The sequence below is a fragment of the Labilibaculum filiforme genome, assembly GCF_002843315.1.
GTDB lineage: Bacteria > Bacteroidota > Bacteroidia > Bacteroidales > Marinifilaceae > Labilibaculum > Labilibaculum filiforme.
Map to the genome: position 1 here is coordinate 173,610 of NZ_MVDD01000004.1, position 15,402 is coordinate 189,011.

Here is a 15,402-nt window from a genome sequence, read left to right on the forward strand (position 1 = left end):
TATTTTAAATATACCAGTTAATTAACTGCTCTAACATTTCTTGTTTTCCACTTAGTTGCTTTGGTTCGCCAACTTCTTGAGCAATCTTTCTAAGATCTTCAAGACTAAGGTCGCCATTAGCAAATGCTTTTCCATTTCCTGATTCGAAAGAAGAGTAACGATCTTTCTTCATTTGCAAGTATGGAGAATCTGTTCTGATTTTATCAGCAATAACCAATGCACGTGCAAATACATCCATTCCACCAATATGCGATACAAAAATATCTTCTAAATCAGTAGAGTTACGACGAGTTTTCGCATCGAAATTGATACCCCCATGAGTAAATCCACCATTCTCTAGAATTGGCAACATGGCTGCAACAGTTTCGTAAATGCTTGTTGGGAATTCATCAGTATCCCATCCATTTTGGTAATCACCTTTGTTAGCATCGATACTTCCCAACATGTTGTTGTCAACAGCTGTTTGCAATTCGTGCTCAAATGTGTGACCAGCTAAAGTAGCGTGGTTTACTTCAATATTCATTTTGAAATCGTCAGCCAAACCATATTTGTTTAAGAAACCCATTACGGTTGCTGTATCGAAATCGTACTGATGCTTCATTGGTTCCATTGGCTTAGGCTCAATCAAGAAAGTTCCTTCGAAACCATTCTTACGACCATAATCACGAGCCATGGTTAAGAATTGTGCCATATGATCCAATTCTTGTTTCATATCGGTATTGAAAAGAGACATGTAACCTTCACGACCACCCCAAAAAACATAACCAGTACCACCCAAAGCGATAGTCGCATCCAATGCATTTTTTACCTGAGTACCAGCATTAGCAACAACACTAAAATCAGGATTGGTAGAAGCACCATTCATGTAACGAGCATTCGAAAATACATTCGCTGTTCCCCACAATAATTTAACTCCTGATTCTGCTTGCTTTTGCTTTGCATAGTCAACCATTACCGACATTCTCTTCTCAATCTCGAAAACAGAACCATCTCCAACAACATCAGTATCGTGAAAACAATAGAATGGTACACCTAATTTTGTAATGAATTCGAAAGCTGCATCCATTTTAGATTTAGATGCACTAATTGCATCAGCTTGATTTCCCCAAGGAAATTTTTGAGTTCCTGGTCCGAATGGATCTCCACCGTCTCCACAGAAAGTATGCCAGTAAGCCACTGCAAAGCGCAAGTGATCTTTCATAGTTTTACCTGCAACAACGCGGTTCTCATCGTACCACTTATATGCCATAGGATTTTTTGATTCTGGTCCTTCGTAAGCAATCTTACCAATTCCAGGAAAATACTCTTTGTCTCCTTTTAGAATAGTCATGATGTTCTTTCTTATTAAATTATCAATCTGTTTATTAGCTATCTTCTATAAATTCTTATGCAATTCTTTGTTCCAGCGATCATATGCCTTCAACATTTCTTCACGAAGTTTTTCCTCAGGCTTGATTGTATTGATTTTCTCCAATCCTGCGAATGCTTCTTCCAATGAAGAATAAATGCCTGCACCAAATCCTGCTCCTCTTGCTGCTCCCAACGAACCATCGGTATCGTACAATTCAATAGTTGCACCCGATACTGTCGCTAGAGTTTCTCTAAACAAGGGACTCAAAAACATATTTGCATGTCCGGCACGAATTACATTTGGCTGTACGCCAATTTCTTTCATTATTTCCATTCCATAAAAGAATGAAAAAGCAATTCCTTCTTGTGCTGCTCTGTAAATATGAGCATCAGTATGTCGATTCAAGTTCAAATTTGAAATTTGAGCTCCAATTTCACGATTCTTCAAAACACGTTCTGCTCCATTACCAAAAGGCAGAATAGTAATTCCATCCGATCCAGCAGGAATTTCCATCGCCTTTTCGTTCATCTCTGCATAAGACAAACCTTTTGCTACATTATGGTTCAACCATGAATTCATAATTCCGGTTCCATTAATGCAAAGCAAAATTCCCAAACGGTTATTTTCTGCGGTATGGTTTACATGAGCAAATGAATTTACTCTTGAGTAAGGATCAAATTTCACTTCATCACTAACACCATAAACCACTCCCGAAGTTCCCGCAGTTGTTGCTACTTCTCCTGGCTTCAACACATTTAAAGACAATGCATTATTTGGCTGATCACCGGCACGGTATGAAACTACTGCTTGACTCGAAAATCCTAATTCTTTTGCAATTTCGGGAAGTACTTGTCCTTGATTTGAGAAAGTATCTACAATTCGCGGCAATACATCTGCTGATAAACCGTAGGCATCCAGTACATCTTTCGAAACTGAATTATTTTTGAAATCCCAGAAAATTCCTTCCGACAAACCTGAAACAGTAGTACAGATTTCTCCGGTTAATTGCATGGCAATAAAATCTCCGGGTAACATTATTTTGTGAATTTTCGCAAATGTTTCAGGTTCATTCTCTTTTACCCAAGCCAATTTACTAGCTGTGAAGTTTCCAGGAGAATTTAGTAAATGCGAAAGACATTTATCTTTTCCAATACTGGCAAAAGCCTTATCGCCAATTTCAACGGCTCTGCTATCACACCAAATAATGGAAGAACGAACTGGCTTCAAATCTTTATCAACACAAACCAAACCATGCATCTGATAGGAAATACCAATGGCTTTTACCATAGCCTTATTCACCTTCGCAGTTTGCATTACGCTTTTAATGGCTTGCTTTAAATAATCCCACCACATTTCCGGATCCTGCTCTGCCCAACCTATTTGGTGTGCTGTAATTTGCATCTCCTTTTTTGGAAAAAAGTCGGTAGCTAAACACTTACTACTCTCGGCATCCAATAGGGATGCTTTAACCGATGAACTTCCTATATCTAATCCTAATAAATACATTTTATAAGCTTTTTTAATCCGTTCTGCCCTGTTCTGTTCTGAGGCAAATTTAGAAATGTTTTTCGATAAAAAAAAATTCTTTTACAAAAGCGAAACGTTTTTTACCTAAACAACTGTTTGACAATACAATAAAACAGAACTATAAATTCATTTGTAAGTTTAAAAACCTTTATACCTTGTTAAAGCGAATTATATTTATCGGTTCCAAACTCAAAAATCCAAATTCCTATCCACAGCAATCTGGCGTTTCACCCCCACTTCATTGTATTTTTAAAACTAATTACTAAAAACTAAACTTATTATTTAGTAAATTAAGCTCTTACTTAATGTTTACGTTCCTTTTAAATAAAAATCAATCACGAACAACAATTCCATAGCGTCGTTTGTTATCTTTTAAAAGAGGAACTCGATTGACAAATAAAATATCTGAATGAACTAGTTGTAATTATGGGAGCAACTATTTACCATTTGAATTTAGTTTTCTACAAATAAACATCTATGAAAATACTACTTACAGGTGCCAACGGTTATATAGGTAAACGATTACTCCCAATTCTTTTGGAGCAAGGACACCGAGTTGTTTGCTGCGTTCGAAATAAAGATCGTTTCCAAGCCAAGGAAGTTGACCACCCAAATTTGGAAGTATTCGAAGCCGATTTACTAAATTTAGCGTCTTTATCGGTACTACCTGTTGATATTGATGTGAGCTATTACCTGATTCATTCCATGCTTCATAATACGAAAGGGTTCGAGGATTTGGAAAAAAAATGTGCTCGAAACTTTGTAGAATACCTTGATAAAACACAAAATCGACAAATTATTTATTTGAGCGGAATTTCCAATGTTGAAATTTTATCAAAACATTTAGATTCAAGAAAACAAGTAGAAGAAATTCTAAAAACAAGCAGTAGTTATCATACAATTCTAAGAGCTGGAATTATTGTAGGCTCGGGAAGTGCATCTTTCGAAATCATTAGAGATTTGGTTGAAAAACTTGCCATTATGGTCGCACCAAAATGGTTACTCACAAAATGTCAGCCCATAGCTATTCGAAACGTTATCAGCTTTTTAACTGGAGTAATCGATCGCCAAGAATGCCACAATCAAACTTTTGACATTGGCGGTCCCGAGGTGTTAAGTTATAAAGAAATGCTACAGCAATATGCCGAAGTTAGAAAGCTACCAAGAATCATTGCCACACTTCCTATTATGACCCCCCGACTATCGTCGTACTGGTTGTATTTCATCACTTCTACCTCCTATAATTTGGCCTTAAATTTAGTTGACAGCATGAAAATTGAAGTAATTTGTCGTCCGAATAATCTTGCTTCTACCTTAGGCATAAGACTCATGCCTTACAAAGAGGCAATTGAACTGGCAACAGGTAGAATTAAGCAACAAATGGTAATTTCTTCGTGGACAGATGCTTTGAGCAGCGGTATTCTTCCCAACGAAAAAATGAAGTATGTAGAACCACCTGATTTTGGGTGTTACACCGATAATAAGCGCTATAAATTTACAAATAATCCAGAACAAATAATTGAGAATATTTGGGCTTTGGGCGGCGACCGAGGTTGGTATTACGGCAATTGGCTTTGGCATTTACGTGGGCTGTTAGATAAACTTTTTGGCGGTGTAGGTTTGAACAGAGGACGCAGACATCCAACTGAAATAGTAATGGGCGATTCGCTCGATTTTTGGCGCGTATTACTTGCCGACAAAGAAAATGGTCGCCTGCTTTTGTATGCCGAAATGCTACTACCAGGCGAGGCTTGGCTCGAATTTTCATTGGTGAAAAAGAAGGGTGAAAACTACCTTTCACAAAAAGCCACCTTTCGTCCGAAAGGAATCATGGGAAGATTGTATTGGATTTTGAGTTATCCCTTCCATATATTTATCTTTAAAGGAATGGCGAAGGGGATTATTAAGTATAAAAAATAATAACAGGTGATCAATATGAAGAAACGAGTAACTGGAATTGGGGGAATCTTCTTTAAATCGAAAGACCCAAAAGCAAGCAGAGAATGGTATAACAAACATTTAGGCATACAGTGTCCTGATGAATATGGTGGCATGTTTGAATGGCAGAAAACAAGTAAACCTGAAGAAACAGCCTATACAATTTGGAGTCCTTTCGAAGATAAAACAGAATATTTCGAGCCCTCGAAAAAAGATTTCATGTTTAATTATCGAGTGGAAAATTTGGTAGAACTCTTGAAGGTTCTAAAAGAAGAAGGTGTTGAAATTGTAGGTGAAATGCAGGAATTTGAATATGGAAAATTTGGATGGATACTCGACCCAGAAGGCAATAAAGTAGAACTCTGGGAACCTATCGATGGACCATTTGGTGACATGTACAGGGGAAAATCAACTTCAGAATAATATAAAAATAGTATTGAATGATCAAAAACATCACTTTCTTTGTTTTTGATCATTTTTAGTAAAACAATACAAATCTATTATCTTATAAATTATCATGAATCAAGCCATTGTTAATTTTTTAGATCCATTCACTATTCCCGGTGAAAAGTTAAAATATTCCATTATCTGTTCACAATATCAAGACAAATGGGTATTTGTACGCCATCGCTTACGAGAAAGCTGGGAAATGCCTGCCGGTCATATCGAAAAAGGCGAAACTGCACTGAATGCGGCACGCAGAGAATTGTATGAAGAAACAGGCGCTTCTCAATTTAGTTTACGTACCCTTTATGATTATTCGTGCGATTGGAAGGGAGAAACAAGATATGGCAGGATTTTTTTTGCCGACATAACACAATTGGGAAAACTACCTGTATCTGAAATTGCGGAAGTAAAATTTTTCTACCGATTGCCTAAATTTCTAACCTATCCTGAAATTCAAAATTTGGTATTTGAGAAAGTTTGCAACTATTTAAAAACAATTTAAAATTCTATTTCAAAAGAAAAAAGCATGAGTCAAATCCATTTTCACGATGATTTTTACATTCCAATACTTAAAGGTAATAAAACCCAAACCGCTCGTGTTCATGAATTAATTCCAAGCTTAGGGAATGGCGAAGCTATTTTTAATGAAAAAAGTTCAATTTCTATTGATATCACGAAAGTGAAACACAAAAGTTTTGATGATATGAGCCTAAAGGAAGTTCAAAAGGATGGTTTTACGTCTAAAAACGACCTTTGGACGGTATTGATCGGCTTTTATCCAGAACTCAAGAAATCTGATTTATTAATGCTGATTGAATTTCAAACTATAAAATAGTAAGGCGATTTTACTTTTCGAAAAGAATACAAACCGGACTGGATGCTTTTACTTCATCCACGAAAGTGAGTAAACCTGTTGAGCTATTTCTTTCGAAACATACAATATTATTGGTGTTTTTGTTTGCAACCAGTAGAAATTTATCGTCGGGCGACAAGCTAAAATTACGAGGATGATCGCCACGAGTAGGCTGATGCCCAACTAATTTCAAAGCGCCATCTTTCTGAACTTCATAAATAACGATACTGTTATGTCCTCGGTTCGAACCATACAAAAATTTTCCATCATTAGAAATATGTAAATCGGCAGTATTACTTACTCCCTCGAAATTGGCGGGCAAAGTGCTGACATTCGCTACTAACTTTATTTCCTTACTACTCGAAATTGAAAATGTAGTTATGGTATTGTCAAGCTCGTTAATCACATAAAAAAAGTTCCCATTCGGATGAAAAGCCAAATGCCTTGGTCCGGCTCCATGGGCAAGAGAAACTTTTGCCTGTTGGGCAGGTTTAAATTTATTACTTGCCATATCGATACTGGAAATCCACAATTCGTTCGTTCCCAAATCGACAGCAATAATATTATTTGAATTCGGCTGAAACCATACGCTATGGGCATGTGGTCGATCTTGACGATTTACTACGCTTCCTGAACCCTTATGTTGTTGTACCGCTAACAAATCAGATAATTCTCCATTTTTCTTTACCTGCAAATACCCAATATTACCTCCTGAATAATTCGCTGTAAGCACTTCACCAGCATTATTCGCAGTAACAAAACAGGGATGCGCTCCCCCACTGGCTTTGCGACTAATTAACTTCAATGAATCGTTAATTTGATACGATTCAACAGTTCCCATATCATTATCTAAACGAATTTCGTTAACGGCCAAAAGCGTTTGCTGATGGTTGGCAAACGCCAAAAAAGAAGGATTATTGGTAGTAGCTGCCAATCCAAGCATTTCTATATGTCCGGCAGTATCCATGGTAAGTTTATAAATTCCCTCGGATTCACCATCGGTATAAGTTCCCAAATAAAAGGAGTAGGCATTTTGCTTCTCGGTAGTTTTAAAATTTGAGTTTTGACAGCTTGCAACAAACAAAAGTGAGGCAAATAAAATGATATTTCGTTGAAACATGGTTCGTTTTTTTTGAGAAGTTTAAAGATAAGGAAATATCGTAATTTGCGAAGGCGAAAAGAAAGCTAGTGGTATTTTTGTAGTCTTTTACATACTGTGTTATAAACTTATTCGCGACAAGAATAATATTATCTACATTATTATTATCTTCTTTTTTACAGTTTTTTCCATATAACGAATAACTAAAAAATAGAAGCCTGCAGTTAAACCACTTAAATCCATAACGGTTCGGTTACCCGACTCTTGATGTTGCGATAGCATTCGACCATTGGAATCGTAAACACTTACCTCAAACTGAATCACTTCGTCGTTCTCTATATGAATTGAAAACTCCCCATTATTCGGATTTGGAAATACTTGTACGGCTCCTAAACTTTCTTCCTCAGGATTTTCCGGGGCTGGATTATCCGGATCTCGATTGTCTGGATTGGGATTATCAGGGTCGGGATTATCAGGGTCGGGATCTTCATCTAGACTATCCTTTACTACTAATCGATGATTTCCCTCTGAGAGATTAACTTTTAATTCTAAAATTCCCTCTGAATTAGAATCTCCTGTTTGCTCCAAAACCTCGTCTACAAATACCCCAAAAGAACTGTTGCTTTTTAGATCAACCGCAAAAACAGTAATGCTTCTATTGCCCGGAAGTTCGTTGACAGAATAAGCCACAGAGGCTGTATCTCCCTGCGCATCAAAAAGATATAGGTGATCTTCCCAATCGACACCAATTGTACCTTCATTCGAAAATAACTTACCGCCCGCTCCTGCGGGATTACTGCTGTCGCCAATTTTAATGGTATGCAAAAAAACAGTATTTTCCTTTACTGCAATTGGTTCTACTTCTATGCGCCAAAATCCTGGATGCTCATTTTCCAAAATAACGCCTCGTCCTGGCGGATAGTTAGTTCCATCTACCCAATATTCGTAACCACTACCTCCAATTAATGTAGTTTTACTTTGCTCGGGCAAAAGTGTTCGAATAGCCAGACTACCTCTCCCATTTGTGGTTTTATAGTCGGTTCCATTGTAGGTAATAATATTATTGGCAACCTGTGTGCTTGTAACGCTTCCGCTGATTTCCGGCCGGTTTACAAAGTGGTTGATATATTTGGCTTTTCGCACTTTCGAACTTGTATTCAGCAAATGAACATGATCCAGAACAATAATCCGATCGGGTTTGTGAAAAAGCAAACGACGTTCGAACCGATCCAGTTTATTAGTTGCATAGGAAGCTGCCGCATCGGCCACCTGATAGGAATAATCCTTACCAGAAACATAACGAATCCATTTTCCCCTTTGGTGCTGAGGCGCGAAAACATCCTCTAAATTCTCTAAACGATTGGACTCAATCTGTCCGCCATCGTTGGAAACATTTTTCCCCAAATTCCGATAAGATTCTGTTCCATCGTAAACACAAATAGAATTGTGTGCTATGGTTCGTGTATAATAATTGTTATAATGAGAGGTACCATAAGAATCGTAAAAACCTGCATCCACAAGCAATGGTTGATCCTTTATAATTGTAAAGGTATTGTTATCCCGATGCTCATGATCGGCACGTTTTGCCGGAGCATTGTAAAACCAAAGCATGCTAGCATCTTCGTTCCAAGAAGTACGGCTTACCGACAAACCAGCTTTATCGGACCACCAACTAAGCGGTGGTTGAGGATGTGGCACGTAAGCTGCGGTAAAATCTTTATAGAGTAGCTTAATAAAAACCAAAATTGTGTTGTTTAAATATTGCGATTGATTGTAAACCTGCACTAAATATTGACTGCGTGCATCAGTAAACTCTGCCGCATGACGATACATTACGCGATCGGCCTGATCTAATTTCACAATAGCATCGCCCAAATGAATACAATGATTATCGGGACGAAAATAATACCAATATTGATTGATTGACTCTTTTATCCAAGCTTGACTTTTATAATAATCCCGATCGGTTCCAAATTTCATATCATCGAAAAACTGATACTGAATGGGTAAATTTATCTTTCCGTAGGCTGCTCCCCAATTCCAACCGCCATCGTCATCACGAAAGTGAGAAAAAGCAGGAAGAATACCATTTTCCCACTTCCCAAGCAAGGTTTGATACCAAGAGTTAACTTGAGACAATTGCGAAGATGAAAGTCCATCGGCTTGATAAAGTGCAATTGCTGCACGCATCGTCATGATACAATTATTTATGTTGTGGCTACTTACATAACTATTCCCAGAGGATGTCAGCACATAATTGTTCATAAAATACTCCAATACCCGATAAAAAGAACTCGCTAATCTTTGTCGAAGCGATACAGGAATATCATTATAAGTCCAATCGAGAAGAATAGCTCCATACTCACAGTTTTTACGAAGCAAATTCTCTTGTGTGTCTCCCGAATAGTTAGCAAAATCTATTCCATCGAGATATCTAATGTAATTTTCGATAATAAATTCACTTCTTGCCTTTGCCAAATTATCTGTTCCTAACTGCACTAAAAATGCAGTCATTTTAGCTAGCATAAAGGAATCGTCATCGTTCCAATCGTAGGTCCATTGAGCAGAATTAGAACCTGCTAAATAATGATTGGAATTTGTAATCCAACTATTGTTGTAACTGTTTATAAATGTGATGTAAGTACTGCCACTATCGCCACCCGAGATGTTTGATTTCAACCAATCGAAACGCTCCTGCCCCAACTCTATTCTTGGTCGGTTCGCATTTACCTGCGAATATGCCTGAGAAAAGGATTGAATAAAAAACAGAATTAATACAAATAGTTTAAAGCCTTTCATTGATTTCGACGATTTATTACAAGCATCAAATTACGAAAAAAACTAGGAATTAAATTCTAAAAATATACCTTACCAACTAATTTAGAATTAAATAAGTCTCTATTTCTTAACATAAACTTATCGCAAATATACTTAATGCGATTATTTTTTTTACTGAAGTGCAATTTTCCGATTTAACTTCCGTAATTCTCTTATTAGAAAAGCACCTGCCACAATTGCCGAACCAACGTCAGATATTGGACTAGCAAGCCAAACACCATTCAAACCCATAAAAGTAGGAAGAATAAAAAGTATTGGAATTAGCAAAATTACCTGACGCATTAATGTAAGCATTGCCGAAATTCCTGCCTTTCCGATAGATTGAAAATAATTTCCCACAATCACCTGAAAACCAACCACAGGTAATGCCATTAATATAATTCTTAAACCGTAGGTTCCCACTTCCAAGAGCTCTGCATTAGAGTTATTAAAAGCTTTTACAATTAGTCCGGGAAACAGTTGCACCCCCAAAAAACCCACAATTGTGATTCCTGTAGCCACCTTCAAACATACAATCAAACATTCTTTAACTCTGGCGTAGTTTTGTGCACCATAATTAAATCCAAATATTGGCTGCGCCGCCATATTTAAGGCTACAACCGTCATTACAATCAGCATGGCAACCGAATTAATTACTCCCATAGCCGCAATAGCAATATCGTTACTATATTGTACCAATTGAACATTAAATAATGCTTGAACAAAACTTCCTGCCAGTTGCATAGAAAAAGGGGCAAAACCAATCGTTAAAATGTAAAAAACAATTTCTTTGTTTAATTTAAAATTTACCGACCGAAGTTTAATTACCGATTTTTCGCTTCGGAAATGTCTGATTACCCAAACACATAAAATAAATTGTGATATAATAGTTGCATAAGCTGCTCCAGCTACCCCCATATCCAAAACAAAAATGAAGATTGGATCGAGAACGATGTTGGTTCCTGCACTTATTAGCATAGAATACATCGCTATTTTGGCGTTTCCTTCGGAACGAATTAAATTATTTAAAGAAAAACCTACAACACTAAAAATAGATCCGTAGAGAATAATATTTAAATATTCGTTGGCAACAAACATGGTGTCATCAGCCACACCAAACATCCGCAATAAAGGATCCTTTATTAAAAAGCCAATTAGCGTAATAATTATCGAAACAATAATCATGAGTACAAATGAATTTCCCAATACCCATTCGGCCCTACCTAAATCTTTCTTTCCCAGGTTAATTGAAATCCTAACGCCTGCTCCTATCCCAATAAGCATACCAAATGCCATCATAATTAGCATGATAGGAAACACGGCACTAAGTCCCGACAATGCAATTGCACCAACCCCTTGACCAATAAAAATTCGATCGACTACATTGTACAATGAATTAATAACTACACCGGTAAAAGCGGGTAAGAAATACTTCCAAAGCAAGCTTCTGATACTTGCACTCTCTAACTCCTGAACGTTTCTACTATTCTTATCCATAAATTTTCTTGTGGCGCAAAGGTATCAATTAATGACTGCACCATTCTAAATTCTTTTATTAAAAAAGTATAAAAGTCTTTAATCGCTAACTATTCATGAGCGAGGAACTAAATATCTACCATCATTAATTACAAAAAAATAATTCAACACAAGTAATAAAATAATTCACTCTATAAGCACCTCTCTAAACTACTTCTTCTGATAAATCATGAACCAATATTTCGAGTTTTAAAATTGTTACTATTAGTTCCTCATTTTAACGCCTGCGAACCGAAAAAGTAATTCTTTTCAATAAAAAATGAAACAATAGCCGATTATATAGAAAATTATAGTTCTTTTGCGAAATTTATTTCCGAAATTAAGCTCTTTCAAAAACTGAATTACGAAGAAAATCAAGCATGCTGGAAACAATTACTAAAATATTAGAATTCGAACTCATAAATATTGCCGACCATAAAATCAGAGTCCTTACCTTGGTAAGTATCTTTCTTATTTATGTGTTGACCAGATTTTGTCTTTATTTAATAAGAAAAACCCTTTTTCGCAAACACAATGTAACTAAGATTGATCCTGGCAATACTTATGCACTGTTTCAAATCATAAAATACGTGATTTGGGTAATAGCAATTGGTTTAATTTTGGAGAGCTTAAATGTAAAAGTTACCGTACTTATTGCTGGTTCGGCAGCATTACTAGTTGGTGTTGGTTTGGGATTACAGCAAACATTTAATGACATTATATCTGGAATTATTCTTCTTTCGGAACGTTCGATAAAAATTGATGATGTATTGGAGATTGACGAAGATGTTGTAAAAATACAAAGCATTGGATTACGTACCTCGAAAGGTTTGAACCGCGACGATATCTCTATTATAATTCCTAACTCACTAATAACAACCAATAAGGTAATAAATTGGAGCCATCAATCTAAAAAAACTCGATTTAGAATAAATGTTGGAGTTGCTTATGGTAGTGATGTTGATTTAGTGATTAAAACCATGGAAGAAAGTGCATTTGAACATCCCGATATTGATGAACGACAATCGGTTGAAGCACGTTTATCGAATTTTGGTGCCTCCTCTTTGGATTTTGAATTGCTATTTTTCAGTAAAAACATCTTTAGAATAGGAAAAGTAAAAAGCGATATTCGTTTGATAATAAATAAAAAATTCGCTGAGAAAAAAATAACTATTCCTTTTAATCAGTTGGATGTGCATATGAAAAATAATATGTAAGTACAGCTTGAACTTGCCTATCACTTTATTTCCCTTCCATTTAGGTTTACAAAAAATGATGGTTTAAAGTGCCAAATTGTTCAAGTAACAAATACAAGCTAACTAGTTTTTCTCCTTGCGGAAAATTACGGTACTATTGCTCTACTCCAATTTAAAAAAGGAGAAAAAGAGATATGAAAGATAAATTAAAGGAAAAAAGCGTTTGGAATTAATTTCCTATCTTAGAAATTTTATAGTGCTTCCCTTCGATAAAAATAAAGAAATTATAATTACATGAAAATAATCATTGGGAAAATTGACCGAGCTGACTTTCCAGATTTACATTTAACGGATATAGATTTAAAAGTAGATACTGGAGCATATACATCTTCTATTCATTGCCACCAAATTAAAGAATTGCAGGTTGGAACGGAAAAACATCTAAAATTCACACTTTTAGATCCTTCGCATCCTGATTATAATGAAAAAGAATTTACCGTTAAAAAATTCAAGCGAAAAAGAGTTAAAAATTCATTCGGGAAATCAGAAACCCGTTTTGTAATTGAAACTATTATCATATTATTTAATAAGGAGTTCCCCATTGAACTTTCCTTAAGCGAACGTAGTGAAATGAAATATCCGATTTTAATCGGAAGAAAACTTTTAAATGGAAAATTTATTGTTGATACTTCAAAACGCAATATCTCTTTCAAATTGAAGCAAAAACAACAATAACGAATTATAGTCCATCCAATAAATGTTAATTACAAATTATGAAGATTGTTATTTTATCAAGAAATCCTAAATTATATTCTACAAAAAGATTAGTTGAAGCAGCAGAAAAACGAGGACATGAAGTTCATGTAGTAGATCATTTAAAATGCATTATTGAAATTGAAAAGAAAAGACCGAAAATATTTTTTAATGGTGCATACCTTGAAAATGTTGATGCTATTATTCCGCGAATTGGTGCATCGGTTACCTTTTATGGATCGACAGTAGTTCGTCAATTTGAAATGATGAAAACATTTACTGCTGTTGGCTCTGAAGCGTTGATAAAATCACGAGATAAATTAAGAAGCCTACAAGTACTTTCTCGTGCAGGAGTAGGATTACCTCGAACCGTATTTACCAACTACACAAAAGATGTTAATCATGTAATTCAATCGGTTGGCGGTACTCCCTTAGTGCTTAAGCTTTTAGAGGGAACTCAAGGTTTAGGTGTTGTATTGGCAGAAACTCAAAATGCAGCAACTTCGGTAATAGAAGCATTTAACGGACTTAAAGCACGTGTAATTGCTCAAGAGTTTATTGAAGAATCGAAAGGTGCCGATATCAGAGCTTTTGTAGTAGATGGACGAGTAGTTGGAGCAATGAAAAGACAAGCTCTAAAAGGGGAATTTCGATCCAATTTGCACCGAGGAGGTTCTGCATCGATTATTGAATTGACTGATGAAGAGGAAAACACTGCAATTAAAGCAGCCAAAGCAATGGGATTAGGTATTGCTGGTGTAGATATGCTACAATCTGCAAGTGGACCCTTAGTTTTAGAAGTAAATTCATCGCCTGGTTTAGAAGGAATCGAACTTGCTACCAAGAAAGATATCGCAAAACAAATAATTAGATTTATTGAAAGGAATGTTGACTAATAAGTATACTATTCTGGGAAAAGAAATTAAGAAAGGCGAGCGTGCTTTCTTAGAATTGGAAGTTGCAAAATTGCATACCCGAAATACCATTAAGGTACCTGTAATTGTAGAACGAGCTAAAAAAGATGGACCTACCCTACTTTTAATGGGTGGCGTGCATGGCGATGAAGTAAATGGAGTTGCTATTGTTCGAGATATCATTCGAAAAAAATATAATAAACCAAAAACCGGAATGATCATTTGTATTCCGGTGTTTAATGTATTTGGATTCTTAAATCTACGAAGAGAATTTCCCGACGGAAGAGATTTGAATAGAATGTTTCCTGGTTTTTTAAATGGATCGCTTGCCAGCCAGTTTGCCTATCGGTTTACCAAAGAAATTGCTCCGAAAGTTGATTACGTGATCGATTTCCATTCCGGTGGTGCCGACCGATCAAATTTCCCCCAAATTAGATGTGTTATTAAAGAAAAAAAATCCCTGAAGCTTGCACAAATTTTCAACGCTCCATTTATTTTGAATTCCGAGTACATCTCCAAATCAGTGCGTGACACCATTCATAATTTGGGGAAAACAATTTTACTATTCGAAGGTGGAAAATCGAACGACTTGGACAAGGATGTGATTAACTGTGGTGTGGAAGGTGCGTTAAATGTAATGAGATATTTAGGATTGCAAAATGAGGAGCCAGAACTAAAGAATAACCCAGTTGTAATTCCGAAAGCTCAATGGGTAAGAGCATCTAATTCGGGCATGTTTCAATTGCGGGTAACTAATGGCAGTTGGGTACTTAAAAAACAAATACTTGGCGAGATAACCGATCCATACGGAGGGTATGAGAAAAAAGTATTTGCTCCGTTTGATTGTTACGTTTTTTGCGTAAACACTGCGCCAATTGTACACAAAGGAGATGCTTTATTTCATATTAGTCTCGAAATAGAAAAAACAAAAACAAATCTTCCTTCACCTACAAATTTAGAAAAGTAACTTACAAAAAAGATAATTCATCACA

The 15,402-nt window shown here is 36.1% G+C and carries 13 protein-coding genes; 8 read left to right on the forward strand and 5 right to left on the reverse strand.

What is annotated here, in order from left to right; genetic code table 11:
- Positions 1 to 4: 4 nt before the first annotated feature.
- A complete protein-coding gene (gene xylA, locus BZG02_RS07530) occupies positions 5 to 1,330 on the reverse strand; it encodes a xylose isomerase (protein WP_101260806.1) in 1,326 nt (441 codons plus the stop codon).
- Between the two features lie 45 nt (positions 1,331 to 1,375).
- On the reverse strand, positions 1,376 to 2,857 hold the full coding sequence (locus tag BZG02_RS07535; protein ID WP_101260807.1) for a xylulokinase: 1,482 nt from the start codon (positions 2,855 to 2,857) through the stop codon (positions 1,376 to 1,378).
- Between the two features lie 498 nt (positions 2,858 to 3,355).
- On the opposite strand from BZG02_RS07535, the gene BZG02_RS07540 reads away from it, so the two are divergent.
- The 4 genes from BZG02_RS07540 (at position 3,356) to BZG02_RS07555 (ending at position 6,098) form a co-directional block, all read left to right on the forward strand.
- A complete protein-coding gene (locus tag BZG02_RS07540; protein ID WP_101260808.1) occupies positions 3,356 to 4,798 on the forward strand; it encodes an SDR family oxidoreductase in 1,443 nt (480 codons plus the stop codon).
- Positions 4,799 to 4,813: 15 nt separating this feature from the next.
- Positions 4,814 to 5,239, forward strand: a complete 426-nt coding sequence (locus tag BZG02_RS07545) for a VOC family protein (protein WP_101260809.1) — start codon at positions 4,814 to 4,816, stop codon at positions 5,237 to 5,239.
- Positions 5,240 to 5,333: 94 nt separating this feature from the next.
- Entirely contained in the window at positions 5,334 to 5,765 is a 432-nt protein-coding gene (locus BZG02_RS07550; protein WP_101260810.1) for an NUDIX hydrolase, read from the forward strand.
- 24 nt (positions 5,766 to 5,789) lie between these two features.
- The gene (locus tag BZG02_RS07555) at positions 5,790 to 6,098 is read left to right on the forward strand and encodes an ASCH domain-containing protein (protein WP_101260811.1); all 309 of its coding nucleotides are present in this window, start codon (positions 5,790 to 5,792) and stop codon (positions 6,096 to 6,098) included.
- Positions 6,099 to 6,108: 10 nt separating this feature from the next.
- Here BZG02_RS07555 and BZG02_RS07560 read toward each other — a convergent pair whose 3' ends face one another.
- The 3 genes from BZG02_RS07560 to BZG02_RS07570 all read right to left on the reverse strand — a co-directional run bounded on the left by BZG02_RS07560 (position 6,109) and on the right by BZG02_RS07570 (position 11,529).
- Positions 6,109 to 7,236, reverse strand: a complete 1,128-nt coding sequence (locus BZG02_RS07560) for a lactonase family protein (protein ID WP_101260812.1) — start codon at positions 7,234 to 7,236, stop codon at positions 6,109 to 6,111.
- 132 nt (positions 7,237 to 7,368) lie between these two features.
- Entirely contained in the window at positions 7,369 to 10,014 is a 2,646-nt protein-coding gene (locus tag BZG02_RS07565; protein ID WP_101260813.1) for a T9SS type A sorting domain-containing protein, read from the reverse strand.
- A 150-nt stretch (positions 10,015 to 10,164) separates the two neighbouring features.
- Positions 10,165 to 11,529 (reverse strand): MATE family efflux transporter, encoded by a 1,365-nt coding sequence (locus BZG02_RS07570; protein ID WP_101260814.1) that lies wholly within the window; start codon positions 11,527 to 11,529, stop codon positions 10,165 to 10,167.
- A gap of 398 nt (positions 11,530 to 11,927) precedes the next feature.
- On the opposite strand from BZG02_RS07570, the gene BZG02_RS07575 reads away from it, so the two are divergent.
- The 4 genes from BZG02_RS07575 to BZG02_RS07590 all read left to right on the forward strand — a co-directional run bounded on the left by BZG02_RS07575 (position 11,928) and on the right by BZG02_RS07590 (position 15,377).
- Positions 11,928 to 12,764 (forward strand): mechanosensitive ion channel family protein, encoded by an 837-nt coding sequence (locus tag BZG02_RS07575; protein WP_218972180.1) that lies wholly within the window; start codon positions 11,928 to 11,930, stop codon positions 12,762 to 12,764.
- 273 nt (positions 12,765 to 13,037) lie between these two features.
- Complete coding sequence (locus BZG02_RS07580) at positions 13,038 to 13,478, forward strand: ATP-dependent zinc protease family protein (RefSeq protein WP_101260815.1); 441 nt, start codon at positions 13,038 to 13,040, stop codon at positions 13,476 to 13,478.
- A 38-nt stretch (positions 13,479 to 13,516) separates the two neighbouring features.
- Positions 13,517 to 14,392, forward strand: a complete 876-nt coding sequence (rimK, locus tag BZG02_RS07585; RefSeq protein WP_101260816.1) for a 30S ribosomal protein S6--L-glutamate ligase — start codon at positions 13,517 to 13,519, stop codon at positions 14,390 to 14,392.
- Positions 14,382 to 15,377: a succinylglutamate desuccinylase/aspartoacylase family protein gene (locus tag BZG02_RS07590; protein ID WP_180335661.1), complete on the forward strand. Its 996-nt coding sequence runs from the start codon at positions 14,382 to 14,384 to the stop codon at positions 15,375 to 15,377. The genes rimK and BZG02_RS07590 overlap by 11 nt, the downstream gene beginning before the upstream one ends.
- Positions 15,378 to 15,402: the final 25 nt, after the last annotated feature.

Bases quoted from the DNA above. Each gene is read 5' to 3' on its own strand.
- xylA (WP_101260806.1), bottom strand. From the start codon at position 1,330: ATGACTATTCTAAAAGGAGACAAAGAGTATTTTCCTGGAATTGGTAAG.
- BZG02_RS07535 (WP_101260807.1), bottom strand. From the start codon at position 2,857: ATGTATTTATTAGGATTAGATATAGGAAGTTCATCGGTTAAAGCATCC.
- BZG02_RS07540 (WP_101260808.1), top strand. From the start codon at position 3,356: ATGAAAATACTACTTACAGGTGCCAACGGTTATATAGGTAAACGATTA.
- BZG02_RS07545 (WP_101260809.1), top strand. From the start codon at position 4,814: ATGAAGAAACGAGTAACTGGAATTGGGGGAATCTTCTTTAAATCGAAA.
- BZG02_RS07550 (WP_101260810.1), top strand. From the start codon at position 5,334: ATGAATCAAGCCATTGTTAATTTTTTAGATCCATTCACTATTCCCGGT.
- BZG02_RS07555 (WP_101260811.1), top strand. From the start codon at position 5,790: ATGAGTCAAATCCATTTTCACGATGATTTTTACATTCCAATACTTAAA.
- BZG02_RS07560 (WP_101260812.1), bottom strand. From the start codon at position 7,236: ATGTTTCAACGAAATATCATTTTATTTGCCTCACTTTTGTTTGTTGCA.
- BZG02_RS07565 (WP_101260813.1), bottom strand. From the start codon at position 10,014: ATGAAAGGCTTTAAACTATTTGTATTAATTCTGTTTTTTATTCAATCC.
- BZG02_RS07570 (WP_101260814.1), bottom strand. From the start codon at position 11,529: ATGGATAAGAATAGTAGAAACGTTCAGGAGTTAGAGAGTGCAAGTATC.
- BZG02_RS07575 (WP_218972180.1), top strand. From the start codon at position 11,928: ATGCTGGAAACAATTACTAAAATATTAGAATTCGAACTCATAAATATT.
- BZG02_RS07580 (WP_101260815.1), top strand. From the start codon at position 13,038: ATGAAAATAATCATTGGGAAAATTGACCGAGCTGACTTTCCAGATTTA.
- rimK (WP_101260816.1), top strand. From the start codon at position 13,517: ATGAAGATTGTTATTTTATCAAGAAATCCTAAATTATATTCTACAAAA.
- BZG02_RS07590 (WP_180335661.1), top strand. From the start codon at position 14,382: ATGTTGACTAATAAGTATACTATTCTGGGAAAAGAAATTAAGAAAGGC.